24 protein-coding genes and 1 pseudogene are annotated in these 25,560 nt (G+C 68.5%); 8 read left to right on the top strand and 17 right to left on the bottom strand.

Features of this window, described 5'->3' with window-relative positions:
• Window positions 1-67: 67 nt before the first annotated feature.
• The 3 genes from IT779_RS28425 to IT779_RS28415 are packed head-to-tail and all read left to right on the top strand — an operon-like array spanning window position 68 to window position 3,121.
• Entirely contained in the window at window positions 68-1,348 is a 1,281-nt protein-coding gene (locus IT779_RS28425; protein WP_196152516.1) for a glycosyltransferase family 4 protein, read from the top strand.
• Entirely contained in the window at window positions 1,342-2,073 is a 732-nt protein-coding gene (locus tag IT779_RS28420; protein ID WP_196152515.1) for a class I SAM-dependent methyltransferase, read from the top strand. The genes IT779_RS28425 and IT779_RS28420 overlap by 7 nt, the downstream gene beginning before the upstream one ends.
• On the top strand, window positions 2,060-3,121 hold the full coding sequence (locus IT779_RS28415; RefSeq protein WP_196152514.1) for a glucosidase family protein: 1,062 nt from the start codon (window positions 2,060-2,062) through the stop codon (window positions 3,119-3,121). Before IT779_RS28420 ends, IT779_RS28415 begins: the two co-directional genes overlap by 14 nt.
• A 16-nt stretch (window positions 3,122-3,137) precedes the next feature.
• On the opposite strand, the gene IT779_RS28410 is transcribed toward IT779_RS28415, so the two are convergent.
• Window positions 3,138-3,797: a class I SAM-dependent methyltransferase gene (locus IT779_RS28410; protein ID WP_196152513.1), complete on the bottom strand. Its 660-nt coding sequence runs from the start codon at window positions 3,795-3,797 to the stop codon at window positions 3,138-3,140.
• A gap of 96 nt (window positions 3,798-3,893) precedes the next feature.
• Here IT779_RS28410 and IT779_RS28405 point away from each other — a divergent pair, with 96 nt between their 5' ends.
• Window positions 3,894-4,472, top strand: coding sequence for a TetR/AcrR family transcriptional regulator (locus IT779_RS28405; protein ID WP_196152512.1), 579 nt, complete (start codon window positions 3,894-3,896; stop codon window positions 4,470-4,472).
• Window positions 4,473-4,511: 39 nt separating this feature from the next.
• Here the strand turns inward: IT779_RS28405 and IT779_RS28400 are convergent, their stop codons facing one another.
• Window positions 4,512-5,117, bottom strand: coding sequence for a TetR/AcrR family transcriptional regulator (locus IT779_RS28400; RefSeq protein WP_196152511.1), 606 nt, complete (start codon window positions 5,115-5,117; stop codon window positions 4,512-4,514).
• Between the two features lie 144 nt (window positions 5,118-5,261).
• Between IT779_RS28400 and IT779_RS28395 the strand changes: the two genes are divergently transcribed.
• Together IT779_RS28395 and IT779_RS28390 are read left to right on the top strand one after the other, a co-directional pair.
• Window positions 5,262-6,647 (top strand): flavin-containing monooxygenase, encoded by a 1,386-nt coding sequence (locus IT779_RS28395; RefSeq protein WP_196152510.1) that lies wholly within the window; start codon window positions 5,262-5,264, stop codon window positions 6,645-6,647.
• 2 nt (window positions 6,648-6,649) lie between these two features.
• Window positions 6,650-7,591, top strand: coding sequence for an alpha/beta hydrolase (locus IT779_RS28390; protein WP_196152509.1), 942 nt, complete (start codon window positions 6,650-6,652; stop codon window positions 7,589-7,591).
• 349 nt (window positions 7,592-7,940) lie between these two features.
• On the opposite strand, the gene IT779_RS28385 is transcribed toward IT779_RS28390, so the two are convergent.
• The 6 genes from IT779_RS28385 to mbp1 form a co-directional block, all read right to left on the bottom strand.
• Window positions 7,941-9,026: a phosphotransferase gene (locus IT779_RS28385; protein WP_198429028.1), complete on the bottom strand. Its 1,086-nt coding sequence runs from the start codon at window positions 9,024-9,026 to the stop codon at window positions 7,941-7,943.
• A 93-nt stretch (window positions 9,027-9,119) separates the two neighbouring features.
• Entirely contained in the window at window positions 9,120-10,727 is a 1,608-nt protein-coding gene (fadD1, locus tag IT779_RS28380) for a fatty-acid--CoA ligase FadD1 (RefSeq protein WP_196152508.1), read from the bottom strand.
• A 53-nt stretch (window positions 10,728-10,780) separates the two neighbouring features.
• Window positions 10,781-11,437, bottom strand: coding sequence for a TetR/AcrR family transcriptional regulator (locus IT779_RS28375; protein ID WP_196152507.1), 657 nt, complete (start codon window positions 11,435-11,437; stop codon window positions 10,781-10,783).
• Between the two features lie 139 nt (window positions 11,438-11,576).
• Window positions 11,577-12,221: a hypothetical protein gene (locus IT779_RS28370; RefSeq protein WP_196152506.1), complete on the bottom strand. Its 645-nt coding sequence runs from the start codon at window positions 12,219-12,221 to the stop codon at window positions 11,577-11,579.
• A 349-nt stretch (window positions 12,222-12,570) separates the two neighbouring features.
• Window positions 12,571-13,212, bottom strand: a complete 642-nt coding sequence (locus tag IT779_RS28365; RefSeq protein WP_332839012.1) for a TetR family transcriptional regulator — start codon at window positions 13,210-13,212, stop codon at window positions 12,571-12,573.
• A 119-nt stretch (window positions 13,213-13,331) separates the two neighbouring features.
• Window positions 13,332-13,592 (bottom strand): microaggregate-binding protein 1, encoded by a 261-nt coding sequence (mbp1, locus tag IT779_RS28360; protein WP_196152504.1) that lies wholly within the window; start codon window positions 13,590-13,592, stop codon window positions 13,332-13,334.
• A gap of 248 nt (window positions 13,593-13,840) precedes the next feature.
• On the opposite strand from mbp1, the gene trxA reads away from it, so the two are divergent.
• Window positions 13,841-14,212 (top strand): thioredoxin, encoded by a 372-nt coding sequence (gene trxA / locus IT779_RS28355; protein ID WP_196152629.1) that lies wholly within the window; start codon window positions 13,841-13,843, stop codon window positions 14,210-14,212.
• 104 nt (window positions 14,213-14,316) lie between these two features.
• Here trxA and IT779_RS28350 read toward each other — a convergent pair whose 3' ends face one another.
• The 3 genes from IT779_RS28350 to IT779_RS28340 all read right to left on the bottom strand — a co-directional run bounded on the left by IT779_RS28350 (window position 14,317) and on the right by IT779_RS28340 (window position 16,758).
• Window positions 14,317-14,745 (bottom strand): alpha-isopropylmalate synthase regulatory domain-containing protein, encoded by a 429-nt coding sequence (locus IT779_RS28350; RefSeq protein ID WP_196152503.1) that lies wholly within the window; start codon window positions 14,743-14,745, stop codon window positions 14,317-14,319.
• An 84-nt stretch (window positions 14,746-14,829) separates the two neighbouring features.
• Window positions 14,830-15,306, bottom strand: coding sequence for a hypothetical protein (locus IT779_RS28345; RefSeq protein WP_196152502.1), 477 nt, complete (start codon window positions 15,304-15,306; stop codon window positions 14,830-14,832).
• Between the two features lie 132 nt (window positions 15,307-15,438).
• On the bottom strand, window positions 15,439-16,758 hold the full coding sequence (locus IT779_RS28340; protein WP_196152501.1) for a YhgE/Pip domain-containing protein: 1,320 nt from the start codon (window positions 16,756-16,758) through the stop codon (window positions 15,439-15,441).
• Between the two features lie 64 nt (window positions 16,759-16,822).
• Here IT779_RS28340 and IT779_RS28335 point away from each other — a divergent pair, with 64 nt between their 5' ends.
• A complete protein-coding gene (locus IT779_RS28335; RefSeq protein WP_196152500.1) occupies window positions 16,823-17,569 on the top strand; it encodes a TetR/AcrR family transcriptional regulator in 747 nt (248 codons plus the stop codon).
• A 78-nt stretch (window positions 17,570-17,647) separates the two neighbouring features.
• Here the strand turns inward: IT779_RS28335 and IT779_RS28330 are convergent, their stop codons facing one another.
• The 6 genes and pseudogenes from IT779_RS28330 to IT779_RS28310 all read right to left on the bottom strand — a co-directional run bounded on the left by IT779_RS28330 (window position 17,648) and on the right by IT779_RS28310 (window position 25,508).
• Window positions 17,648-18,139, bottom strand: a complete 492-nt coding sequence (locus IT779_RS28330) for a beta-class carbonic anhydrase (protein WP_196152499.1) — start codon at window positions 18,137-18,139, stop codon at window positions 17,648-17,650.
• Between the two features lie 184 nt (window positions 18,140-18,323).
• Window positions 18,324-21,062 (bottom strand): DNA polymerase I, encoded by a 2,739-nt coding sequence (gene polA, locus IT779_RS28325; protein WP_196152498.1) that lies wholly within the window; start codon window positions 21,060-21,062, stop codon window positions 18,324-18,326.
• Between the two features lie 125 nt (window positions 21,063-21,187).
• Entirely contained in the window at window positions 21,188-21,883 is a 696-nt protein-coding gene (locus IT779_RS38150; RefSeq protein ID WP_232542202.1) for an ABC transporter ATP-binding protein, read from the bottom strand.
• 219 nt (window positions 21,884-22,102) lie between these two features.
• A pseudogene (locus IT779_RS38145) lies at window positions 22,103-23,056 on the bottom strand (ABC transporter ATP-binding protein); the annotation flags it as partial.
• Window positions 23,053-24,474 carry a branched-chain amino acid ABC transporter permease gene (locus tag IT779_RS28315; RefSeq protein WP_196152496.1) on the bottom strand — a complete coding sequence of 474 codons (1,422 nt, stop codon included), beginning with the start codon at window positions 24,472-24,474 and terminating at the stop codon, window positions 23,053-23,055. The pseudogene IT779_RS38145 and the gene IT779_RS28315, both read right to left, overlap by 4 nt.
• A complete protein-coding gene (locus IT779_RS28310; RefSeq protein WP_196152495.1) occupies window positions 24,471-25,508 on the bottom strand; it encodes a branched-chain amino acid ABC transporter permease in 1,038 nt (345 codons plus the stop codon). The genes IT779_RS28315 and IT779_RS28310 overlap by 4 nt, the downstream gene beginning before the upstream one ends.
• Window positions 25,509-25,560 lie beyond the last annotated feature (52 nt).

Raw genomic sequence — 25,560 nt, 5'->3', positions numbered from 1 at the left:
CGAAAGTTGATCGTGTATCGGGCAAACTACGCACTATCGAATGGTCCGTGGATGGAGGAAGCCGCTAGTGCGAATTGCTTTGTTGTCCTACCGAAGCAAGCCGCACTGCGGCGGCCAGGGCGTGTACATCCGCAGGCTCAGCGCCGGGCTGGTCGAGCTGGGGCATTCGGTCGAGATCTTCTCCGGCCCGCCCTATCCGGAGGACCTCGACGAACGGGTCCGCCTGACGCAGGTGCCGAGTCTTGACCTCTACCGCGAGAGCGACCCGTTCCGCACGCCGCGCCCGAGTGAACTCCACGACCGGATCGACCTGCTGGAACTGGCGACCATGTGGACCGCGGGCTTCCCGGAGCCGCGCACGTTCAGCCTGCGCGCCGCGCGACTGCTGCGCGAACGCGCGAGCGAGTTCGACGTCGTGCACGACAACCAGTGCCTCGGCAGCGGACTGCTCGACATCCAGCGCTTCCTGCCGCTGGTCGCCACCATCCACCACCCCATCACCAAGGACCGCGAGGTCGACCTGGCCGCCGCGATCTGGCGGCGCAAACCACTGGTGCGGCGCTGGTACGGCTTCCTCGGCATGCAGCAGCGGGTGGCCAAGCAGATCCCCGACCTGCTGACCGTGTCGTCGTCCTCGGCCGCCGACATCGTCACCGACTTCGACGTCGACCCCGCGCAGCTCGAGGTCGTGCCGCTCGGCGTCGACACCACCCTGTTCGCACCGGGCTCCGCGCCGCGTCGCGCGGGCCGGATCGTCGCGGTCGCCAGCGCGGACAAGCCGCTCAAGGGCATCAACCACCTGCTCGAAGCTCTGGTCAGGCTGCGGACAACCCACACCGTCGAACTGCAACTGGTCGCCAAGCTCGAGCCGAACGGCGCGACCGAGAAGGCCATCGCCGAACTCGGCCTCTCCGACATCGTGACCGTCCGCTCCGGACTCACCGACCGGGAACTGGCCGAACTGCTGCGCTCGGCGGAGATCGCCTGCATCCCGTCGCTGTACGAGGGTTTCTCGCTGCCCGCCGTCGAGGCGATGGCGAGCGGGACGCCGCTGGTGGTGAGCCGCACCGGCGCGCTGCCCGAGGTGGTCGGCGAATCCGGGGTCTGCGCGGAGCTGATCACCCCCGGCGACACCGCGGCGCTCGCGCACGCCATCGGCGCGTTGCTGGACGCACCGCAGCAGCGCGCGCGGATGCGGGCGGCCTGCCGCGAGCGGGCCGTCAACGTCTTCAGCTGGGAATCGGTGGCGGCCAGGACCGCCGAGGTATACCAGCGGGCCGTCGAACGACGCGACGGTCCATCCGCTGTCTCGCGTCCCCACGACCACGCAGGAGGTCCCGCATGCTGACCGTCGACTTCGATCGGCTCGGAATCGGGCCGGGCACCCGCGTCATCGACGTCGGCTGCGGCGCGGGTCGGCACTCCTTCGAAGCGTTCCGGCGCGGCGCGGACACCGTCGCCTTCGACCAGGACGCCGAGGAGTTGGCCAACGTCGAGGTGATGCTGAAGGCGATGGCCGAGGCGGACGAGGCGCCCGCGGGCACCAAGGCGGAGACGGTGCGCGGCGACGCGCTCGCCCTGCCCTTCGACGACGAGAGCTTCGACGTGGTGATCGCCTCGGAGATCCTCGAGCACATCCCGCACGACGACGCCGCCATCGCGGAACTGGTGCGGATCCTGCGGCCGGGCGGCCAGCTCGCGGTGACCGTGCCGCGTTGGCTGCCCGAGCGGGTGTGCTGGGCGCTGTCGACCGAGTACCACAGCAACGAGGGCGGCCACGTCCGCATCTACCGCGCCGACGAACTGCGCGCCAAGATCGGTTCGCGCGGCATGCGTTTCACCCACCGCCACCACGCGCACGCACTGCACGCGCCCTACTGGTGGATCAAGTGCGCCGTCGGCGTGCGCAACGAGAACAACCCGTTGGTGAAGGCATATCACCGACTGCTGGTTTGGGACATGATGGGCAGACCGCGGGCCACCCGGCTCGCCGAGGCGATGCTCGACCCGCTGGTCGGCAAGAGTGTCGCGCTGTACTTCACCAAGCCCGCGGTGCGACGTGCCGCCGCGTGAGGCCGCGGCACGGGGGATTCCGTTCGTAGCGGGCGCGCTGAGTAGGCGCCAGGCTCGCCAGACCGGCGAATCCATCGCCGCCGACCAGGAATCCTCGGGCGCGATCCCGTGGTTCCGCGGCGGGCACACCGACCCGTGGGATCACGTGGAATCCGCGATGGCACTGAGCGCCACCGGACTCGACGACGAGGCGAAGGCGGCCTACCGCTGGTCGGCCGCGACCCAGCGCGCCGACGGGTCGTGGCCGCGCCAGTTCCGCGACGGCGTGATCGAGGACGCCGACACCGAGACCAACTTCTGCGCCTACATCGCCACCGGGATCTGGCATCACCTGCTGTGCACCGGCGACGAGGCTTTCGCGCGCGAGATGTGGCCGACGGTGCGCGCCGCGATCGATTTCGTCGTCGGCATGCAGGACGAACAAGGCCAGATCTTCTGGGCGCGCACCGAGAGCGGCGAGGTGTTCGCCGAGGCGCTGGTGACCGGATGCGCGAGCATGCACCACAGCATCAGCTGCGCGGTGTCGCTCGGCGAGCGGCTCGGCGAGCGGCGCCCGGAATGGGAGGCCGCGCGCACCCGGCTCGCGATCGCGCTGCGGCACCGGCCGGAACTGTTCTCCGCCAAGGACCGGTACTCGATGGACTGGTACTACCCGGTGCTGTGCGGCGCGCTCACCGGCGCGGCCGGACACGAGCGCATCGCCGCGCGCTGGAGCGAGTTCGTGGTCGGCAACATCGGCATCCGCTGTGTCGCCGACCGGCCGTGGGTCACCGGCGCGGAGACCTGCGAACTGGTGATGGCGCTGGACACCCTCGGCGACCGAGACCGCGCGGTCGACCTGTTCGCGGCCATGCAGCACCTGCGCGAACGGGACGGCTCGTACTGGACCGGACTCGTCTTCGCCGACGGCAAGCGCTGGCCCGAGGAACGCACCACCTGGACCGGCGCCGCGGTGGTGCTGGCCGCGGACGCGCTGTCGGGCGCGACGCCCGCGAGCGGGATCTTCCGCGATGTGGCCGCGTCGGGCGCCGGATACGTGATGGTGTGATCCGGCGCCGCGCCGGTCATTCGGCCGGTGCGCTCACGCGTTCCAGCAACCGCAGCGACCCGGTGCACGAGACCTCGCGGAATTCGCCGCTGTCCAGCGCCCGGCGGTAGATGCCGTAGGGCGCTTGGCCGCCGTCGTTCGGGTCGGGGAACACGTCGTGGATGGCCAGCGCCGAGCCGACGGCGACCCATTTCGCCCAGCTCTCGTAGTCGCGCTCGGCGGCGATCTCGGTGTGCCCGCCGTCGATGAACAGCAGATCCAGCGGCGCGCCCCAGACGGCGGCGGCCTGCACGGAATCGCCGACGATCGCGACGACGGTGCCGTCGAGTCCGGCGCGGACAATCGTGCGGCGGAATTCGGTCAGGGTGTCGAAACGTCCGGTGACCTCGTCGACGAGGGAAGTGTCGTGATATTCCCAACCGACCTGATGTTCTTCCGAACCGCGATGATGATCGATAGTGTAGACCGTGGAATTACGTTCACGCGCGGCCGCGCCGAGCCATATCGCGGATTTTCCGCAATATGTTCCGATCTCGACGACGGGGCCGCCGTTCGCATATTTCGACACGGCATCGTGCAGGGCTTTCGCCTCGTCGGCGGGCATGAAGCCGCGCGCTTGCTCGGCCACCTCGGCCCATCGCGCGATATCGGAAGAGGGTGCGGAACTCGATACCATGAGCGCACTGTACACCGGCTCTCGACTGCCCTTCCGCCGGCGAAAACGAAACGGAGCTGTTGCTCCCGTAGTTCCGGAACAGTAAGATCCAGACACATGTCCAGAGGTGATTCCAAGACCGTCGAGGCAACGCGTCGACGCTTGACGGGAAAACAGGCCGACACCGTCGACAAGCTCACCAGAGCAGCGGTGCAGGTGCTGTCCCGTGAGGGTTTCGCCGGGATGACGATACGGATGGTCGCCACCGCGGCGGGCGTCGGCACCGCCACCGCGTACACCTATTTCTCCTCGAAGGAACATCTGGTCGCGGAAATATTCTGGCGGCGATTGCGTTCGGCGCAGTCGCCGGTGAGCCAGGATCCGGATTCCACCGTGCGGGTGCTCGAGGAGTTGCGCGGCATCGCCATGCTCGTCGCCGACGAACAGGAATTGTCGGGCGCGGTGACGAGCGCGCTACTCGGCCGTGACCCCGATGTGCAACATCTGCGCATGCGTATCGGCACCGAGATCCGCGAACGCATCGCCCGCGCGCTCGAGCCGGAACCCGATCCGGATGTCATCGAATCCCTGGAATTGCTGTACGCGGGGGCGCTGGTGCGCGCGGGAATGGGCTACGAATCGTATTCCGATATCGCCGACCGCCTGGAGCGCGCCGCGCTGCTCGCGCTCAAATGAGCCAATTCCGGTAGGTGGCCGAATTCCGGCCGGTACCGATCAGGAACGGGCGGGATCGGCCATGAGGCCGGGCAGTACGAAGCGGCGCAGATGCCGTGCCACCGCGGCGGCGTCGTCGGGATCGACGGTGTCGCCTGGCACCGTGCCGAGACTTATGAGCACGCGCGCCACCCACTCCGAGACCTCGGCCCGGTCGTGGCCGGGGTGGATCTCGCCGCGCTCGGCCGCCGCGTCCACGTACGGCCGCCAGAACAGGGCGAGATCCGGCACCAACCCCGACACGCCCGCGCCCGCGCACACCGCGAATTCCTCGGGTTCGGCCAGGCGTAAGCGCAGCAGGAGCGCCCCGGGATCGTCGTAGGCCCCGCGACCGATGCGCACCCCGGCCGCGAGCTGCGCGCCGAAGGTGTCGATCAGCTCCAGTTCGGCCCTCGCGTCACCCCAGAACGCCTCGTTCAGCCGCACGATGGCGGCGCCGAGCAGTGCCGACTTGTCCGGGAAATGGCGGTAGAGCCAGGCGCGCGAAACCCCGGCCTCCTCGGCCACCTCGCTGACCGTTGTCGCACGAATCCCCTTGCTCGCCAACAGCTTCTGCGCGGCATCGAGCAGGCGATCCACGACGCCGACCGTCGGTGTCTCGGTCACGGGTCTCGCTTTCGGTTCCAGCCGTCCCACGGGGAAACATCGGGCGGGTTTCCGGAAAACCCTAGCAATGTGTGGACAGATCTGAGAATGTGACTACTAGTAGACAGTATTCGTAATGTGTCTACAAGGGTGAAAGGACGGGACATGTACCAACCGCGGACCGCGGTGATCGGTGCGGGCATCAGCGGCCTGACCGCGGGCAAGATGCTCGGCGACTACGGCGTGCCCTACGTCTGCTTCGAGTCCTCGGACCGGGTGGGCGGCAACTGGGCCTTCGGCAATCCGAACGGCCACTCCAGCGCGTACCGGTCGCTGCACATCGACACCTCCAAGCATCAGCTGTCCTTCCGCGACTTCCCGATGCCCGAGCACTACCCGGACTTCCCGCACCACACCCAGATCAAGCAGTACCTCGACGACTACTGCGGCGCCTTCGGACTCGGCGACCGCATCGAATTCACCAACGGCGTCGAACACGCGCGCAGGCTGCCCGACGGCGGCTGGGAACTGCGCACCCAGCGCACCGGAACCCGCTACTTCGACCTGCTCGTGGTAGCCAACGGGCACCACTGGGATCCGCGCTACCCGAACTTTCCCGGCGAATTCGCCGGCACCTCGCTGCACGCGCACCACTACATCGACCCGCGCACCCCGATGGACTTCTCCGACAAGCGCATCCTGGTCGTCGGACTCGGCAACAGCGCCGCCGACATCGCCGTCGAACTGTCCTCCAAGGCGCTCGGCAACAGCCTGAGCCTGTCCACCCGCTCCGGCGCCTGGATCGTGCCCAAGTACATCGCGGGCCGCCCCGCCGACAAGTACTACCGCACGAGCCCGCACATCCCGTACTCCTGGCAGCGCAAACTCGCCCAGTGGGGTCAGCCGTTGACCGCGGGACGCCCCGAGAACTTCGGCCTGCCGACGCCCAACCACAAATTCTTCGAAGCGCACCCCACCCAGTCGGTGGAACTGCCGCTGCGCCTCGGCTCCGGCGACGTGCTTCCCAAGCCCGACATCGCGCGCCTGGACGGCAAGACCGTGCACTTCACCGACGGCAGCAGCGACGACTTCGACGTCATCATCTACGCCACCGGCTACAACATCACCTTCCCGTTCTTCGACCCTGACTTCATCAGCGCGCCCGACAACCGGATCGACCTCTACAAGCGCATGTTCTACCCCGGCATCGACGACCTGGTCTTCGCCGGATTCGCGCAGTCGACGCCCACCCTGTTCCCGTTCGTGGAATGCCAGGCCAGGCTGATCGGCGCCTACGCCATCGGCCACTACCGCCTGCCATCGGCCGCGGACATGCGCCAGGTGATCGTGGACGACCAGAGGTTCTACACCGGACACATGCTCGACCGGCCCCGCCACACCCAGCAGGTGGACTACTTCCTCTACGAGCACGATATGCGCACCCGCGAGATCCCCGAAGGCGCGCGCCGCGCGGCCGCCGACGGTCCGCCGCGCTGGGCCGAGGTCGGCGACCGCGCGCCGGTCTCCGACGCGGCGGCGACGGGAGCGTGACCATGAGCGACGACGGAAGCACACAGGTGAGCACCGACTACCGACAGATCTCGTTCGATTCGAACGGAACCACGTGCGACGCATGGTTCTTCGAAGCCGTCGCGGACAGCCCCTTCGCGGGCGAACGCGGCTGCCCGGTGGTGGTGATGGCGCACGGCTTCGGCGGCACCAAGGATTCCGGGCTCGAACCCTTCGCCCGTGCCCTTGCCGAGGCGGGCCTCGCGGTCTTCGCCTTCGACTACCGCGGCTTCGGCGCCTCGGCGGGCGAACCGCGCCAACGGGTTTCGATGACGGCGCAGGCGCAGGACTACCGCGCCGCCATCGTCGCGGCCGGGAAGCAGACCGGAGTCGACCCGAAACGGGTTGTGCTGTGGGGCATCTCGCAGTCCGGCGGACATGCCCTCAACGTCGCCGCCGATCGCGGCGACATCCGCGCGGTGATCGCCATGGTGCCCATGGTCGACGGGCTGTCGGCGGGCCGTAACGCGTTGGCGCAGATCGGCTTCGGCGCGGTCGCGCGGTCGGCGGCCACCGGTGTGCGCAGCGCGCTGGCCGGGCGCTTCGGCGGCAAGCCGACGATGATGGCGCTGGTCGGCAGGCCCGGCGAGAACGCGGCGCTGACCTCGGAAGGCTACTACGAGAGCTACACGGCGCTTGCGGGCCCGACCTGGCGCAACGAGGTCGACGCCGCGGTGGGACTCGAACTCGGCGGCTACAACGCGGTTCGGCACGCCGACCGCGTCACCGCGCCGGTCCTGGTGCAGATCGCCGACTTCGACCGCGCCGCACCACCGCACGCCGCCGCCAAGGCCGCGTTCAAGGCGCGCGCCGAGGTCAGGCACTACCCCTGCGACCACTTCGACCTCTTCGCGGGCAACCCGTGGTTCGAACCGGCCGTCGCCCACCAGATCCACTTCCTGCGCCGCCACCTCCTCGACACGTAGGCCACCACGCGGCGGCGAATCCGGCTGCGCCCACGGCGATGACCGCCGCTCCCGCCACCGGACTCGCCGCCGCGCCGGAGACCACCTCGGATGGTCGGCGGCATCTCCCCTATGCGCGCCTCGAATTACGCCGACGTGGACCTGGCGACCGCACGCCGCCACTCGGATCACCATGTCGTCGTCGGCGACGTCCACCTCGCGACCGCACGACACCACTCGGAACGGCACGTGCCCGCGATCGGCGCGCACGTCCCCGGGCCGATCCCGCCGACTCGCACATTCGAGAACCGGAACGGGACGCCTACCGCAAGGGAAGGCGTCCCGTTCCACTCGAGCCGTGTCGCCGGATTCAGCTCAGCGCGCCGGGTACCAGGTCGTCGATCGCGGTGGCGGCGCGTTCGAGCATGGTCAGGAACATCCGGTCACCGCGTTCGGTGGGTGCGGCGGCGCCCGCGCCGAACACGATGATCAGCGGGGCCTGGATCAGCGACGCGACGTAGTCTTCCCAGCACTGTTCGGCGCTGTAGTCGGTGACGCCGTGTTCGGCCAGCGCGCGATGGTAGTCGGCCACGATCTCGCGTTCGGCCGCACGCCGGTCGGCCACCGTCAAGCTCGTCGCGAGCAGGAAGGCGATGTCGCGCAACGGTTGTCCCGGCGTGATGGTCTGCCAGTCGAGGACGGTGACGCTCCCGTCGGGGGCGAACATGACATTGTCGATGCGCAGGTCGCCGTGCAGCAGCGAGTAGCGGCGCGGCGGCGTGACCAGCCACGGCCCGGCTCGCTCGACCAGCCAGCCGACCGCGGCGCGCTCCCGGTCGCCGATCCGGTCGCCGAAACGCGCGAGGAACGCCTCGGCCATCGGCTCGAGCACCGATTCCATCAGCGCCCGGTCCTCGTCGGTCGGCAAGGCCATGCCAGGCACCTCGAGCAGCGACTCGTCGCACCAGCGCGGCGCGTGCAGCCCGGCGGCCGCCACGGCCACCGCGCGCGCCCGCTCCGCATCGCATCCCGCTATCTGATCGCCCTGCACCGCGGGCGCGAGATCGTCGAGCAGCAGCACGAATTCGCTGCCGGACTCCGAGACCACCGCGGCGTGGCAGCCCGGCACCGGAACCCGCAGGGTCCCGGCCAGATCCCGGTAGAAGCGCACCTCGTTGCGGAACGCGCCGGACCCGAAACTGCGGTGCTCCTCGGGGCCGACGGCCAGTTTCGCGATCATGGTCGACGGCAGGTCGCTCGCGCCGCGATAGTCCAGGCGCAGCCGATAGGACCCCGCCATCTGCCCCGACCCGACCGGCGTCGCGGTGACCCGCTCCACCACGACGTCGCCGCCGTGCGCGCGCAACACCGCGGTGAGCCATTCGGGGCTGAGATGAGCCGGGTCGGTGGGGATTTCGTCCGATACCGTCGCGGGCGCGCCGGGTTCGATACTCAAGCGATCTCTCCTGTGTCGTGGGCTCGGTAGGCGAGCCCGCTGATTCGTCGGTCGCGCGCTGCCTGCCCGCGACCTCGGCGTGCGGACGGCTACTCAGGCACGGGCGCCCGCGCTGTCGGCGTGCGCGTCGACGATCTCGTAGGCGGTGGTGCGCGGCGCGCGGAACCACAGCACGCCGTCGCCCGCGACCACACCCTCGCGCACAAGATCGCGCTTGAGGATCTTGTTGGTGGCCGTGGTCGGCAGGTCGTGCGCGACGCGCACGAAACTCGGCCACGCCTTCGGCGAGAGGTCGGGCTGCTCGGCGAGGAAGGCCGCGAAACGCGCCGGGTCGAGTGTTTCGTTGTCGCGCAACACGATCGCGGCCATCACCCGGTCGCCGACCCGTTCGTCGGGCACCGCGTACACCGCGACCCGGCTCACCTCGGGCAGGCGCTGCAGAATGCGTTCGATCGGCCCCGCCGCGAGGTTCTCGCCGTCGACGCGCATCCAGTCGGCGGTGCGTCCGGCCAGGTAGATCCACCCGTCGGCGTCCTTGTACGCCAGGTCTCCCGACCAGTAGATGCCGCCTCTGGTGCGTTCCTCGGTGGCCGCCGAGTCACCGTAGTAGCCCATGAAGAGACCGGTGCCGTCGGCGTTGACGAGTTCGCCGATGGCCTCGTCCGGGTTGGCGAGCGCGCCGTTGGCGTCGAACACCGCGAGCGGGCATTCCGTCACGGTCGTCGAGTTGTACACGGCGACACCGGGATAGCCCTTGCCGATGGATCCCGGCGGGGTGCCGGGCTCCCTGGTGATGATGATGGCGAGTTCGGTGGAGCCGAAGCCGTCCCACACCGTGGCGCCGAAGCGGCGGCTGAACTCATCGATGTCGCGGTCGGTGGCCTCGTTGCCGAAGGCGACGCGCAGCGGGTTGTCGGCGTCGTCGGGCCGCTGCTCGGTGGCCAGGATGTAGGCCAGCGGTTTGCCGACATAGTTCATGTAGGTGGCGCCGTAGGCCCGGATGTCGTCGAGGAAGGTCGAGGCCGAGAACTTGGCGGGCGCCATGGCAGCGCCGCAGGCCAGTGCGACGCAGTAGCCGCCGAGGATCGCGGCGGAGTGGAACAGCGGCATCGACAGGTAGCACACGTCGTCGGATCCGATGCCGAACCGGTCGACGAGCGGCGGGCCCGCGAAGGGCACCATCATGTGCGCCAGCTGCACCGGTTTCGGATTGCCACTGGTCCCCGAGGTGAAGATGAGCATGAAGGTGTCGGTGGCCTCGGGTACGCGGTGCGGGGTCAGCTCGCCCGCGCCGCCGACCATTTCGGTCCACGCCGCCGTGCCGGTTTCGAGGACGGTGACGCCGTCGAGGTCGAGTCCGTCGAGCAGGGGGCGGTGCTCGGCGTCGGTGATCAGGATCTGGACGTCGGCCCGGCGGACATCGTCGGCGAGTGCCGTGCCGCGCCGGGTGTTGTTGACGCCGACCGTGACGTACCCGCCGAGCGCGCCCGCAGCGATCGCGGTGAGCATGTCGGGCCCGTTGCCGAGCAGGGCGCCGATATGCGGCGGACGAGCCGGGTCGGCGATGGAAAGGATCGCCGCGGCCACGCGGCGCGATTCGGCGATGTGCTCGCGCCAGGTCCACGTACGGCCTCGGTGGGTGATCGCGAGGGTGTCGTCGTCGGAACGCGCGAGCAGGAGTTCGGTGACCGTTGCAGCCATGGCCCCAATCTAGAACGCGTTCCGATCCCGAGTAAACAGATTGAGAAAATTGTCTACACCGCGCCGTCCCCGCCGGGCGCGTCACCGTACACCGCGAGCCAGGTGACCCGCCCGAGCGCGGCGGCCAAGACGTCGTCGGCGATGGCGGACCCGGAATCGGCGAACACCGCGGTGATGGACCGCTCCACCATCGCGGTCAGCACGATAGCGGTGGTCGCCGGGTCGACCGCGGACCCGATGGCGCCGCGTTCACGATCGACCTCGAGCCTACGGCGCACCAGATCGGCGAAGACCGCGAGACGTTTGCGCCAGTAGGCGCCGACCTCCTTGTCGTAGGCGGCGACCTCGCTCAGCGCGAGCAGCAGATGGCGGTGTTCGCGGAAACTCGCGATCATGGCGGAGATCGCGCGGACCACACCGTCGCGGTCGCCGTGTTCGGCCGCCCACCAGCGCTCGGCGGTCGCGAACAGGTCGGCGGTGGCCAGTTCCGCCATGCGGATCAGCAGACTGCTCTTGTCGGGGAAGTACCGATAGAACGTCGACCTCGCGGCCCCCGACGCGGCCGCGATCTTCTGCACCGCGATCTCGGTGTACGGGGTGCCGTCGGCCAACAGTTCCTCGACCGCGTGCAGCACGCGCTGTTCGAAACCGGCGCGGCGGTCGCCGTCCGGCTCGCGCGGCGCCCGCGGAATGCGGGTCACCGACGTCATCGCCACCTCCGGGAATCGTCCATCACGTCATTCTGCCGTGCCGCGCCCGCTGCCCGCATCGAGCGCGAGAGCACGGAGCGCGACAGGCCGATACCCGATGCTCCTCCGTGCCGTCGTGCGGTGTCCATGCGGTCACCGGTCAACGCAGCAGCGCGACGGTCGCCGAATTCGATTCCAGCACAGCTTGATCGACGCGCATCGAAGCGACCCGCCCGCGACGGCCGCGCAGCGCGGACCGCTCGACCCACAGCGTCTCGGTGACGGCCGACGCATCGGCGGCGATGCCCGCCGCCCGCAGTGCGCACGCCTTGAAAGCCCGCCCGGCGGCACTCACCCGATGCCGGGTGGCGTCGAGCGAATCGGCCGCGGCCATCGGCAGATCACGGCCCCACACCATCGTCTCGGCACGGTGACATCCACAGCCGTGCAGCACCCGCTCCCGCGTGACGACATCACCGCGATACATCTCGTGCGCCACGGCGACGAGATCCGGGCTCGCGTCACCGACCGGCATGGCCAACGCCCGGTCCAGGTCGAGACCGTCGACGCCGAGAATCGCCAGGGCCCGCGGGTCGCGGTGCTCGTGCGCGAGCACGGTCACCTCCCAGCCCGCCGCGGTCATGTCGAACATCCAGCCGCCGAGGCCGCGGACCGCGTCCAGCGCCGACGGCGCGACGACCAGGACCCGGTAGCGCAGTGGATGTTTACGGACACCGGCCCACCACGCCTCTGGCGAGCGCGAACCGCCACGTCGATCGATGGATTCCGGGAATTGTTCAGCCATCACAACCATCCGTTCTCGTGCGCCCTTCGCGACAGGACGGCCACCGATTCCGGACGCGCGCGGCGACGCGCATGCCGCATCGGAACGACATGGGTCGGGCGCGTCGGTGACGCATCGGGTGGGGCCGCCGAGGCCGAGGGTGCGCCCGGTGCTCAGGGACTGGGGGTGGAGCTCCGGGCCGGCCTCACGAAGCCTGCCTCCCGAACGGTAACTCCGTTACTGTCCGGTAGTCGCGGAACGCGGAAGGCTTCTATGTGATACACATCACATGCAAGAAGATTGCGGTGATCTCGACACGACGTCGATCAGGTCACGAAACAGCGAACGCAACAGTGCGACCTCGGTCGGGTCAGCGGCGATCGAACGGCGCGGCCAGCGCGGGATCGAACGAGGCGCCACGGGCCGCCGCACCGCGCGCGGCCGTGGCATCCTGCGCATTGTCACTGGTCAAGCGGTAGATCACGCGGTCGAGCGTCGGCAGGATCTCGGTGATGTCCAGACTCTTGTCCACGAACCGGCCGATCAGCGCGTAGGTCATATTGGACAGCACGAGCCCGATATCGGTGACATAACATGGATCAGCGCCCTCGATCAACGGATTCGCGAACGGCAGAATCGCCTCGACGCCCTGCACATCCAAGCGCTGCCCACCCGCGCCGCCGCGCGCGCGGTAATACGCCTCGAGCATGCGCGGATTGTTCTCCCACGGCTCGAACACCGTGTGGAGCAGACGCGTCAACCCCTCCCGCAGTGTCTCCTCGGGAGCGGGCGCGGCCACCGCCGCGTAACTGTTGACCGCCATCCAGCGCTCCACCGCCGCGACGATCAACTCGTTGCGGGTGGGAAACCACTTGTAGACAGTGGCCAGCGAGACATGCGCGCGGCGCGCCACTTCCCTGAGCTGAACCGCGTCATACCCCTGCGACTCGAGCAGTTCGAGCACCACGCCGACGATCTGCTCGGACTGCGATTCGTGACCTGGGCGACCCACGTCACAACAGTAGCGCCGCGATACGGAACCACGTCGCCATACCATCGACAGTTCCGCGACGAAGGACGGTCGGCCCCGGCGGTCGGTTCCGCGCCGGGGCCGATACTCCTCGCGGCAGGTCAGTCGCCCTTCTGCTTGGCGGCCTGTCGCGCCTCGTTGACGTCGGCGGCCGTGCGGGCGGCCTCGGCTTCGGCCTCCTTGCGCGCGGCGACGCGCTGCGATTCGGCCTTGTCGACCTGGGCCTGCCCCTCCTCCTCGAGGTTACGGTCACCGGTCACGGCGCCCGCCGCCTTCTTCACCCGCCCCTTGATGTCCTCGACGACGCCTTCGACGGCTGCACGGGGTCCACTCGCATGTTCGGGCACGTTCTTTCCTCCCATGTACTCGGAATCGGTTGTCGACGGTCGACATACCCGGCCGCACACCGTCGAATCGGCCCGAGGATTTCCGCGCGCGGTATTCGGGTACCCGCCTGGAACGGCCGGATGACCGCCGATCGCGGTGCGAACGCGATATGAGCCGGATCACCGCCGTCATCGCGCAACCCGCGTCCGCCGTCGAGGTCGGCGTGGAAGATAAAGAGTGCGCACGGCGTTACAGCCTGCGACACCCGAGACGAGAGGACGTCATGGCCACCCAGACGCTGACCCAAAAGAACTTCGATGAGGTAGTCACCGGAAACGACGTGGTACTCGTGGACTTCTGGGCTTCCTGGTGCGGCCCCTGCCGGAACTTCGCACCCACCTTCGAGGCATCCTCGGAAACCCATCCCGACGTCGTGCACGGCAAGGTGGACACCGAGGCCGAGCAGGGTCTCGCGGCGGCGGCCAACATCCGCTCCATCCCGACCATCATGGCGTTCCGCGAGGGCGTGCTGGTCTTCGCGCAGCCGGGCGCACTGCCGCCCGCCGCGCTGGAGGACCTGGTGAGCCAGGTGAAGGCGCTCGACATGGACGAGGTCCGCAAGCAGCTCGCCGAACAGCAGGCGAGCGCCGAGTAACCCCGCACGTCGTTCGTCCCGCGTACACCCCAGACCGGGCCCGCGAACCTCGGCGGTTCGCGGGCCCGGTCTACGTGTCGGTGGGGTGGGGTTCGGGACCCGGCTCAGGAGCCGAGTCGGTTGATACTCGAAATCATCGCGCGGACAGTGGATTCCGCGCCATCGGCGGCCATCGCCGCACCCCAACCGCGCCTGCCGTTGAACTCGCACCGCACGAAGGTGGCGGTGCCGTCGGCGGTGGCGCGCTGATGGAATTGCAGGATCTCGATCGGATAGCCCTCGTCGTACAACGCCGAGGTCATCGCCGCCACCGGGCTACCGGTGGCGGCGACCGACCGGAGATGGTCGGCGAATTCCAAGGTGGCGGTACGTTCCGAGCCCTGTCCCGAGGCCCAGTCGGTGAGCCGGACGGGACCGGACTGCGCGCAGTACCGGTCGTAGAACTCCGCCGGGGTCATCCCGGTCGTCTCCGCGCGCAGACCCTTGGGGGCGGCGGCGATGAAAGTCTGTGAGTCGAGAGTCAGGATCGTCATTGCAGTAGAGGTCTTCCCGAATATGTCGGTGGAGGGGGACCAGCATGAACAATCAACAGCCCGCAGCGAGGGGGCTGGTCCGAATCAGACCCCGCTACGGCGGGCTACTACGAGAAGTCGCGCCCGCACCGTGCTCGCGGTTAGCGTGCATAACGACGCGCTGTCGCGGTCTGCGACGGTGCGCGCGGCGTTGCGGCGGTGGGCGGGATTCGGCACGCGATCGAGAATAGGCATATCGCCGCCCGATAGCAACCTCATCCGATGCCCGTTTTCCGCTAATCGCGAATACCATCGCCGCAGCTCAGCCGGTACGCCTCCGCGGGCGGCGAACCCGCGGCTCCGACGAGTACCGTGGCTCACATGGGTGTGGTCATGGCCATGACGCTTCCGGGTCTCGCGTGCCTGCTCGTCGTCCTGGCTTTCCTCGAAGTCATCTGGCGTCGCATCACCGGCAACCGTTTGCTCCCGTGGTCCGAACCCACCGGCCGCCCGGTCTCCGCGATCGGCTTCGAAGAAGTCACCGCCCTGTTCCAGGGCTCCAAACACCACGAGTTCGAACACCGCAGAACCGTGCTCATGCACCGGGAGGACCTCGCCGACGGCGCACCGCCCCGCGACGACATCGACCTCGCGACCGGCTCCGCGCGCCTCGTCCACCGAACGGACGCGCGCACCGCACCTCAGCCCGACACCTCAGCCCGCGGCGACGGCCACCTTCTCGGCGGCCGGTTCCGAGACCGATTCCCGGCCGGAAGCACTGCGGCGCAACCCGACTCGGTCGTAGACCGAGGTCGCGACCGCACCGAGAACCAGGCCGATCGCGAGCCCCACCGCCGTCATCCGCAGTCCGGCCGCGAGTCCAGCGTCGGCGTGTCCGTCGAAGAAGAGGATCGCGCGCACGGCCAGGTAGATCTGGTGCATCGGCTCGAATTCGGCGAGCACGGCGATATATCCGGGCACGGCCTCCAGCGGCACCGTCGCGGCCGATGACGGCAGGCCGAGCACCACGAACAGCACCAGATTGACCATCAGCCCCGCGGTCCCGAAGGTCGCCAGCACCGACAGCGCCGTGACTCCGACCGCCACGATGGCCAGCGTCCCGTACAGCCAGAGCAGCAGCGCACCAGGTAGCGGCACGCCGATCAGCCGGGCGACGCCGAGGAAGATCGCCGAAAGCAGCGGGGCGGCAACGGTTATCACACCCCACTTGACGAGCAGGGTCTGGAATCTGCTCAGCCCGCTGTCCGGCGGGTGGACGAACCACGGGCCGTATTCGGCGGGCGTGAAACCGAGCGCGGCGTCGATCAAGGTGTTGATGATCATCGCTCCGGTGAATCCGGCCAGCAGCAGGATGAGCGTGTAGAAGAACGCGACCAGCCCCTGTCCCGCGCCGTCGGACAGCGGTCGGTACGGTGCCTGCACCACCCGGATGGGATCGGCGATCAACAGCCGCGCCGCCCCGCTGACCTGGTCGCCCGCCACCGTCCCCGCGGGCGCGCCCGCGGCCAGCGTGGCATCGACACGTTCGGTGAGCCGCGCACCCACCGACGCCGACACCTGCGTCAGCGCCCGGTCGGCGATGCGCTGCATGATCCCGGTGGTATACGGCCCGACGCGCGGATTGGTGTGCACGGTGACGACCGGCCGTTCGATCGCGCCCGGAACCACCGCGCCCGTGCCGAGGATGACCAGCCGTTTGGTGAAGTCCGACGGAATGACGATCGCGCCGTACACCTGCCCGGTACGCAATTGCGCACGGGCTTCGGCGATCCCGACCACCCGCAGGTCGACCTTGTCGGCGGGGATGCCGCGCCGCAGCGCGTCGGTGATCTCGGCGCCGAAATCGGCGGGGGCGCCGTCGATCACGTCGCCGAGGTCCTGATCCACCAGCGCGACGGGGAAGTCGTGCAGATTGCGCTCGGTATTGGCGGCGTAGCCGAGATACATGGTGGCGAGCAGCGCCGCGAACACCGCGAGCAGGGCGACCGGGGCGGTGAGGGTCCGAACCGTCATGCACCGAATGTAGGCAGTGACAACAAAGTAGTCAATGCCTACATTTTGTTATCCTGCTCCTACCATGTCGTTCACCCGAACACGCTCCTACCACCACGGCGACCTGCGCGCCGAACTACTCCAGCGCGCCGAGGCGACGCTGCGCGAATCGGGCGTGGACGGCCTGTCGCTGCGTCGGCTCGCGCGCGACATCGGAGTCAGCCACGCCGCGCCCACCCGGCACTTCCGGGACAAACAGGCACTCATCGACGCGCTGGCGGTGGCGGGATTCGAACGCCTCGCCGCCGCCTTGGAAAAATCCACCGCCTTGGAGAAATCCACCGCTTTCGAAAAGCTCGCCACCGCCACCGAACTCGCGTCCGACGAACACCTGCCCGCCCTCGCGGATCCGGGCGAGGACGCGTGCTTCGCCGGACCCATGCGCGCGCTCGCGGGCGCCTACCTGCGCTTCGCCACCGAGAATCCGGCCCTGCTCGCCCTCATGTTCGCGCGCAGGCACAACAGCCCGGCGGCGGGCGACGCCATGGCGTACGCGGCCGATCGAGCCATCGCCACACCCGTGGAACTCATCACGGCGGCGCAGCGGCGCGGCGAGGTCATCGCGGGCGACCCGCGCCGCCTGGCGCTGACCTGGGTCGCGGCACTCCAGGGTCTGGCCACCTTCCTCGGTTCCGGCCTGGTAGCGCCGAGCGCCGCGGACGAATGGCTCGACGAGACCCTCACCCACGTCATGCTCGGCCTGCGCCCCAGACCGGAACCCGGACGCGGGCCCGAATCGAACCCCGCGCGAGAAACCGCCCTCGACCGCTGAAGCCACGCACCTCGACGACACACGACAGCGCCCGGCCCACCGGAGCGCGGGACCGGGCGCGAAGTATGTCGAACGCGTTCAGACCAGGACTTCGTTCAACTTCCCGGTCGCCACGTCGAAGACGAAACCGCGGATCGAATCCTTGTGCGGCACATACGGGCTCGCGGCGATGCGGGAGATCGACTGCCGCACGTCGGCCTCCAGGTCCGCGAACGCCTCGGCGGCCCATTCCGGCTTGATGCCGGTCTCCTGCTGGATCGAGGCCTTGAAATCGTCGTCGGTGAAGGTGAGCATGCCGCAGTCGGTGTGATGGATGAGGACGATCTCACGCGTGCCGAGCAGTCGCTGGCTGATCGCCAGCGACCTGATCTCGTCGGCGGTGATGACCCCGCCCGCGTTGCGGATCACGTGCGCCTCGCCATCGCCGAGACCGAGCACCGCGTACACATTGATCCTGGCGTCCATACACGCGACCACCGCGATCCCCTTCGACGGCGGTAGCGGCAGCGGTCCCTGGAAGGTGCTCGCGTATTCCGCGTTGTTCTTCAGCAGCTCATCGGTGACGGTCATGGGTGGATTTCCCTCCACGATCTATGCACGAACGTTGATAGGACGGGCTTCACCCTACGGCGGCTACGCCCGAGCAACGCGGTTCCGCTCACCGTGATTCCTACGGTTTCACCTCCTGCGCCCGCGGGAAATCCGGGACACGGGCCGCTGCCTCGCGCGGAGGCGGCGGCCCGCACACCCGCACTCAGTGCGCGGCGGAATCCCAGCTGCGCCCGGTGCCGACCGACACGTCCAACGGGACCGACAGTTCGATGGCCGAGGCCATCCGTTCCCGCGCCAACCGCTCCAACTGCTCCCGTTCCCCCTCGGCGACCTCGAAGACGAGTTCGTCGTGGATCTGCAACAGCATGCGCGACCGCAGACCCGCCGCGTCGATGGCCCGGCCCACCTCGATCATCGCGACCTTGATGATGTCGGCGGCGGTGCCCTGGATGGGCGCGTTCAACGCCATCCGCTCGGCGGCCTCGCGGCGCTGCCGATTGCCCGCGTCCAGATCGGGCAGGTAGCGGCGGCGGCCGAACAGGGTTTCGGTGTAGCCGACCTTGCGTGCCTGCTCGACCACCTCGTACAGGTAGTCGCGGATGCGGCCGAAGCGGGCGAAGTAGACGTCCATCTGCTCCTTCGCCTCCGCGGTGCTGATCTTGAGCTGCGCCGCGAGGCCGAAGGAACTCAAGCCGTAGGCCAGGCCGTAGGACATCGCCTTGATCCGCCTGCGCACCTCGGGGCTCACCTCGGTGATCGGGATGTCGAACGCCTTGGACGCGACGAAACTGTGCAGGTCCTCGCCGGAGTTGAACGCCTCGATCAGGCCCTCGTCACCGGACAGGTGCGCCATGATGCGCATCTCGATCTGGCTGTAGTCGGCCGTCATCAACTCGGCGAAGCCGGAACCGACCACGAAGGTGTCGCGGATCTCGCGGCCGGTGTCGGTGCGGATCGGGATGTTCTGCAGGTTCGGCTCGGTGGAGGACAACCGCCCGGTGGCGGCGATGGTCTGGTTGAACGTGGTGTGGATGCGCCCGTCCTCGGCCACCGACTTGAGCAGGCCGTCCACCGTGACCTTGAGCCGGGTGGCGTCGCGGTGTTCGAGCAGATGCCGCAGGAACGGGTGTTCGGTCTTCTCGTACAGCGATTCCAGCGCGTCGGCGTCGGTGGTGTAGCCGGTCTTGGTGCGCTTGGTCTTCGGCATGTCCAGTTCGTTGAACAGGACGACCTGCAACTGTTTGGGCGAACCGAGATTGATCTGCTTGCCGATCACCCCGTAGGCGGCTTCGGCGGCCTCGGAAACCTTGTCGGCGAACCGGCGCTGCAGGGATTCCAACTGGGCGACGTCGACCGCGATACCCGCCTCCTCGAGCGTGGCGAGCACGCCGAGCAGCGGCAACTCCATATCCGAGAGCAGCGGCAGCGACTCGATGTCGCGCAGTTCGCCGTCCAGCGCCTCGGCGAGGTCGACCACCGCCCTGGCGCGCAACAACTCAGCGCGCGCCACCTCGACGTCGACGGCGTCCTCCTCGTCGAGCAGCGAGAGCTGCGGCGCCTCCTCGGTCTCCACGCGCAGTTCCCGATGCAGGTAGCGCAGCGACAGATCATCGAGGTTGAAGGTGCGCTGGCCGGGACGCACCAGATACGCCGCGAGCGCGGTGTCGCTGGTGAGACCGCGCAGACTCCAGCCGCGCCCGCGCAGCGCGTGCATCGCGGCCTTGGCCTCGTGCAACGCCTTCGGGATCTCGGCATCGGCCAGCCATGCGCCGAGCGCCGCCTCGTCCTCGGGGGTGAGCACGGTGACATCGATGTAGCCGCCCTCGCCGTCGGCCGCCGCGATGGCAATCGCGCGCACGTCGCCGTTGCCTGGCGTGCCTGTGCCGACCACCGAGACACCGTGGCGCGCACCGGCTTTCGCGTGCGTGGCGAGCCAGTCGGCGACCGCGCCGACCTCCAGCGCGCCGCCGCTGATCTCGAAACCGACCTCGGCCTCGGGTTCCGGCGGCGCGAGCGTCTCGAACAGCCGATCGCGCAGCACCCGGAATTCCAGGTCGTCGAACAGCTGGTGGATCCGGTTGCGGTCCCACGGCTGTTTTGCCAGTTGCTCGGGGGTGTATGGCACCGGGACGTCCCTGACCATCTCGGTGAGCTGCCGGTTGAGCACCACGCCGCTCAGATTTGCGCGCAGCGCGTCACCGACCTTGCCCTTCACCTCGTCGACCTTGTCGACCAGCGTGGCCAGATCGCCGAATTCGCGCACCCATTTGGCGGCGGTCTTCTCCCCGACCCCGGGAATGCCGGGCAGGTTGTCGCTCGGATCACCGCGCAGCGCGGCGTAATCCGGGTACTGCGCCGGGGTGAGGCCGTATTTGGCCATCACCTCATCGGGGGTGAACCTGGTGAGATCCGAGACGCCCTTGCGCGGGTACAGCACTGTGACATCGTCGTTCACCAACTGGATGGCGTCCCTGTCACCGGTGACGATGAGCACGCGGAAGCCCTGCGGCACGGCCTGGGTGGTGACGGTGGCGATCACGTCGTCGGCCTCGTAGCCGTCGATGGCCATCACCGGGATGCCGAGCGCGCCGAGCACGTCCTTGGTGAGTTCGACCTGACCGCGGAACTCGTCGGGCGTCTGGGCGCGATTGGCCTTGTACTCCGGATACGCCTCGGTGCGGAAGGTCTTGCGTGACACGTCGAAGGCCGTGGCGATATGGGTCGGCTGTTCGTCGCGCAGCAGGTTGATCAACATCGCGGTGAACCCGTACACCGCGTTGGTGGTCTGCCCCGTGACCGTTTTGAAGTTCTCCGCCGGTAGCGCGAAGAACGCCCGGTAGGCAATCGAATGCCCGTCCAACAGGAGCAGAGTCGGACGGTCGGCGCCGGCCGATTCGCCGGTGCCGGTGCTGTGGCGCTGCGCTGTCGTGGGTGAACTCACGCACCAGAGTCTAGGGACACCCACCGACAGTGTGATCAGCCGACACCCGCGGGCCGGGCCCGGTCCAAGCGCCGCACGCCCGCGAACAGCGGTCGACCGGGCGAACCAGGCCGGACCGCCGTCGCTCAGCCGACGCCGAGGTAGGCCGACTTCACCGCGGGATCGTCGAGCAGCGCCGAGCCCGCGCCGAATTTGGTGACCTCGCCGGTCTCCAAAATGTAGGCGCGGTCACTGCGGGCAAGCGCCTGCTGCGCGTTCTGCTCGACCAGCAGCACGGTGGTGCCCTGCTGGTTGATCTCGGTGATGATGCGGAAGATCTGCTGGATCACCATGGGCGCCAGACCCATCGACGGTTCGTCCAACAGCAGCAGCCGGGGCCTGGCCATCAGCGCCCGCCCGATGGCCAACATCTGCTGCTCACCGCCGGACATGGTGCCGCCGACCTGTTTGCGCCGCTCGCTCAGCCGAGGGAAGAGCTCGAACACCCACTCCAAGGTCTGCGAGTACTCGCCCTTGCCGGGAAAGGTCCGCCCGTAGCAGCCCATGTCCAGGTTCTCCTGCACCGTCATGCCGGGGAACACCCCTCGGCCCTCCGGAGCCTGGATCAGCCCGTCGCCCACCCGTTCGTGCGCCTTGAGTTTGGTGATGTCGCGGCCCTCGAACATGATGCGGCCCTTGGTGAGCGGCAGCAGACCCGACAGCGCGCGCATGGTCGTTGTCTTGCCCGCGCCGTTCGCGCCGAGCAGCGTGACCAGCTCCCCTTCCGCCACCCGCAGCGAAATCCCGTGCAGCGCTTGAATTCTGCCGTAGTTGACGACCATGCCGTCGACCTCGAGCAGCGCGGGCGCCGCCGAGAAGTCGCGGCCGGAAGGCGGGGTCGGCGCCTCGGGACGGGCGCGGGCCCGCACCTCGCTCAGCGGCGGCAGGCCATCAAGGCGCGGCAGCGGCAGCTTCTCGGTCGGCTGCTCGGGCGCGACGAACATCGGCGAACCCGGCTTCTCCGGCGCGATCTCGATGCCTGCCTGCGCGGCCGCCGCGCCGACCTGTTCGTCGGGCACGCCGAGATAGGCCGCGACCACGCTCGGATCCTCGCGAATCGCCTCGGGCAGCCCGTCGGCGATCTTGCGGCCGAACTCCAGCACGACGATGCGGTCGGTCACCCCCATGACCAGCCGCATGTCGTGTTCGATGAGCAGCACGGTGAAGCCGTCGTCGCGGATCTTGCGGATCAGATCCATCAGCGCCGCCTTCTCGCTCGGATTGAATCCGGCGGCGGGTTCGTCCAGGCACAGCAGTTTCGGCTCGGTCGCCAACGCGCGCGCGATCTCGAGGCGGCGCTGATCGCCGTAGGACAGATTGCGCGCCTTCTCCACCGCGTGCGGTGCGATGCCGACGAATTCGAGCAGCGCCATGCCGCGTTCGATGGCGTCGCGCTCCTCGCGGCGGTGGCGGCTGGTGCGCAGGACCGCGCCGAGCACCGAGGTCCGGTGCCTGGCGTCGGTGCCGACCACCACGTTCTCCAGCGCGGTCATCTCGCCGAACAGGCGGATGTTCTGGAAGGTGCGCGCGATGCCGAGCCGGGTGATCTCGTTGCGCGAGGTCTTGGTCAGCGGTTTGCCGTCGAAGTAGACGGTGCCCGCCGCCGGTTGGTACACACCGGTGATGGCGTTGAAGCAGGTGGTCTTGCCCGCGCCGTTGGGCCCGATGAGCCCGAGGATCTCACCGCGGCGGATCTCGAAATCCACCGAGTCCAGCGCGGTCAGGCCGCCGAATCGGACGGTGAGGCCCTCGGTGCGCAGCAGCGGCGCGCCGACCTCGGTGGCGATGTCGCGATGCGCCGCGACCACCTCGGCCACCGCCTCCGAATCGGCGAGGACGGGCAGCACCTGCGTCACGTCCACCATGCCCGCGCTCTCGATGCGCTCCTGCTCGGCGTACCCGGCGGCCATGTCCTCGTTGTCGAACAGCGCGTCGCCCGCGCCCGGCCCGGTCATCGGTCCGCTCCCACCGGCTGCGCGACCGGACGGCGCACCGCCTGGTACACCTGCCTGCCGTAGGCCAGCAGTTTCTGCCGAGCCGGGAACAGACCTTGCGGCCGCAGAATCATCATCACCACCAGTGCGATACCGAAGTACAGATATTTCAGGTCACCGAGGGACTGCGCGCCGCCCTTGCGGAACAGCAGCACGCTGCCGAGCAGCAACAGTCCCATCACACCGGTGAACACCGTCCCGACGATCACGCCGCGGCGCGGCCACGGCCCCATGAACTGCACCTTCAACCGCCACGCGGCCAGCAGGCCGACGAAGGCCGCCACGTCGATGACCAGCAGTACATACCCGGTGACCTCGTCGGACACCAACTGCGTCGACTGCAACCGCAGCGGCAGATACGCGATGAGGAACGCGCCGACGATCACACCGAGCTTGTTGCCCTTGCCGCCGAGCACCACCGCGCACAGGAACAGCATCGAGGTGATGATGTCGAACTGGCGCGGATTGATGTAGGTGACGTTGCCCGCGAACATCGCGCCGGATACGCCGCCAACCGCGGCCCCGATCGTGAACGCCCACAGTTTGAACTTGAAGGTCGGCACGCCCATGATCTCGGCGGCGTCCTCGTCCTCGCGGATCGCGACCCACGCGCGCCCGACCCGGCTGCGCTCCAGATTGCCGATCAGCAGCAGCACGATGATCACCAACACCATGCCCAGCCAGTACCACCAGGTGCCGTAACTGGCCCGTTCGAACGGATTCCAGCTGTCGGAATCGCCCAGATTGCCCGGCGAGAACACCCCGCCCGGATGCGACGCCGAATCCGCGACATCCGGATAGGCGATGGCCGAGAGCCCGAGGCTGCCGTTGGTCAGCTCGCCGAGGTTGTCCGACAGGTGCCGCACGATCTCACCGAAGCCGAGCGTCACGATCGCCAGGTAGTCACCGCGCAACCGCAGCGTCGGCGTGCCGAGGATCAGACCCGACAGCGCCGTGAACACGATCGCCAGCGGCACGCACGCCCACCACGCCCAACTAGAGCCGAGCCAGCCGTCGGTCTGGTTCCAGGGGCTGTCCTTGCTGGTCAGCAGACCGACGGTGTACGCGCCGACCGCGAAGAAGCCGACATAGCCCAGGTCGAGCAGACCCGCCTGCCCGACCACGACATTGAGTCCGATCGCGATCAGCGCGTACATCGAGAACAGCGCCATCACATTGCCGAAACTCACACCGGGGGTATCCAGGATCGGCGGCGGGAACAGCGGGAGCAGCGCCAGCGCGATGATCACCGGAATGCCGACCGCCCACTGGCCCGGCCGCGACAGACCGCCCCACCAGTCGCGCACGGAGTCGCCGAAGTTCTGCTTCGGCGCCGGATCCGAACCGACGTTCGGCAAGGGGCTCGTCGTTTCGGTCATGCTCGTGCCCTCCCGAGGCTCTCCCCCAGAATGCCGGTCGGCCGGAACATCAGCACGGTCACCAGCAGCACGAAGGCGACCACGTCACGCCATTCCGTGCCGAACAGGATCTGCCCGTACTGTTCGGCCACGCCGAGGATCAGACCGCCGAGCAGCGCCCCGCGCAGATTGCCGATGCCGCCGAGCACGGCGGCGCTGAAAGCCTTGATGCCGAGGATGAATCCGCCGGAATAGATGATGCCGGTCGGTACCCGCAGCGTGTAGAGCAGCGCGGCGGCGCCCGCGAGGACACCGCCGATGAGGAAGGTCAACATGATGACCCGCTCCCGCGAGACACCCATCAGGGTCGCGGTGTCCGGGTCCTGTGCGACCGCGCGGATGCCGCGACCGAATTTGGTGCGGTTGATCAACAACTCGGTCGCCAGCGCAAGCACCACCGCCGAGACCACGATGACGATCGCGACATTGGTCACATCCGCGCCGAGGAAGCTGAACTGCACCTTCGGGTCGACCAGCCGAATACCGGTCTGCGCGTTGGTGCCGCCGAGCCCAGGCTTGATCTTGGGCAGGATGTAGTGCACGAACTCCTGGATCACGAACGACATGCCGATCGCGGTGATCAAGAACGCCAACGGTTTCGCGCCGCGCTTGCGCAGCGGGCGATAGGCCACCCGTTCCAGGCCGACCGCGGCGGCACCCGAGACCGCCATGCCGAACAGCATGGCGAGACCGAGGAAGACCACCGTCATCACCACGCCCTGGGAATACACGTCGCCGCTCGGTGCGAAACCGAGAATCTCCAACCCCACGTAGGTGCCGAACATACCCAACATGAATATTTCCGAGTGCGCGAAATTGATCAGACGCAGCACGCCGTAGACCAAGGTGTACCCCACGGCCACAAGGGCATAGATCGAGCCGTAGGTGAGACCGTCCACGGTGAGGCGCCAGAACTGGTCCACCACCCCGGAGATGTTGAAGTCGATCGACCCGTTGGCGAGCAGGTCCACACCGACCAGTGCGGTTGCAGTCATTCGTATCTCTCGTGTCGGTGAAACGGCGTGTGCGGGCCCCGAGGAGACCCGC

It is taken from the genome of Nocardia bovistercoris, assembly GCF_015674855.1.
GTDB classification, from domain to species: Bacteria; Actinomycetota; Actinomycetes; order Mycobacteriales; family Mycobacteriaceae; genus Nocardia; species Nocardia bovistercoris.
Note: the sequence above shows the minus strand (reverse complement) of the source record. Positions and strands in the feature narration are given on the sequence as shown.

Bases quoted from the DNA above. Each gene is read 5' to 3' on its own strand.
- IT779_RS28420 (WP_196152515.1), top strand. From the start codon at position 1,342: ATGCTGACCGTCGACTTCGATCGGCTCGGAATCGGGCCGGGCACCCGC.
- IT779_RS28410 (WP_196152513.1), bottom strand. From the start codon at position 3,797: ATGGTATCGAGTTCCGCACCCTCTTCCGATATCGCGCGATGGGCCGAG.
- IT779_RS28405 (WP_196152512.1), top strand. From the start codon at position 3,894: ATGTCCAGAGGTGATTCCAAGACCGTCGAGGCAACGCGTCGACGCTTG.
- IT779_RS28395 (WP_196152510.1), top strand. From the start codon at position 5,262: ATGTACCAACCGCGGACCGCGGTGATCGGTGCGGGCATCAGCGGCCTG.
- IT779_RS28390 (WP_196152509.1), top strand. From the start codon at position 6,650: ATGAGCGACGACGGAAGCACACAGGTGAGCACCGACTACCGACAGATC.
- fadD1 (WP_196152508.1), bottom strand. From the start codon at position 10,727: ATGGCTGCAACGGTCACCGAACTCCTGCTCGCGCGTTCCGACGACGAC.
- IT779_RS28375 (WP_196152507.1), bottom strand. From the start codon at position 11,437: ATGACGTCGGTGACCCGCATTCCGCGGGCGCCGCGCGAGCCGGACGGC.
- IT779_RS28370 (WP_196152506.1), bottom strand. From the start codon at position 12,221: ATGGCTGAACAATTCCCGGAATCCATCGATCGACGTGGCGGTTCGCGC.
- mbp1 (WP_196152504.1), bottom strand. From the start codon at position 13,592: ATGGGAGGAAAGAACGTGCCCGAACATGCGAGTGGACCCCGTGCAGCC.
- trxA (WP_196152629.1), top strand. From the start codon at position 13,841: ATGGCCACCCAGACGCTGACCCAAAAGAACTTCGATGAGGTAGTCACC.
- IT779_RS28350 (WP_196152503.1), bottom strand. From the start codon at position 14,745: ATGACGATCCTGACTCTCGACTCACAGACTTTCATCGCCGCCGCCCCC.
- IT779_RS28340 (WP_196152501.1), bottom strand. From the start codon at position 16,758: ATGACGGTTCGGACCCTCACCGCCCCGGTCGCCCTGCTCGCGGTGTTC.
- IT779_RS28335 (WP_196152500.1), top strand. From the start codon at position 16,823: ATGTCGTTCACCCGAACACGCTCCTACCACCACGGCGACCTGCGCGCC.
- IT779_RS28330 (WP_196152499.1), bottom strand. From the start codon at position 18,139: ATGACCGTCACCGATGAGCTGCTGAAGAACAACGCGGAATACGCGAGC.
- IT779_RS38150 (WP_232542202.1), bottom strand. From the start codon at position 21,883: ATGGTCGTCAACTACGGCAGAATTCAAGCGCTGCACGGGATTTCGCTG.
- IT779_RS28315 (WP_196152496.1), bottom strand. From the start codon at position 24,474: ATGACCGAAACGACGAGCCCCTTGCCGAACGTCGGTTCGGATCCGGCG.
- IT779_RS28310 (WP_196152495.1), bottom strand. From the start codon at position 25,508: ATGACTGCAACCGCACTGGTCGGTGTGGACCTGCTCGCCAACGGGTCG.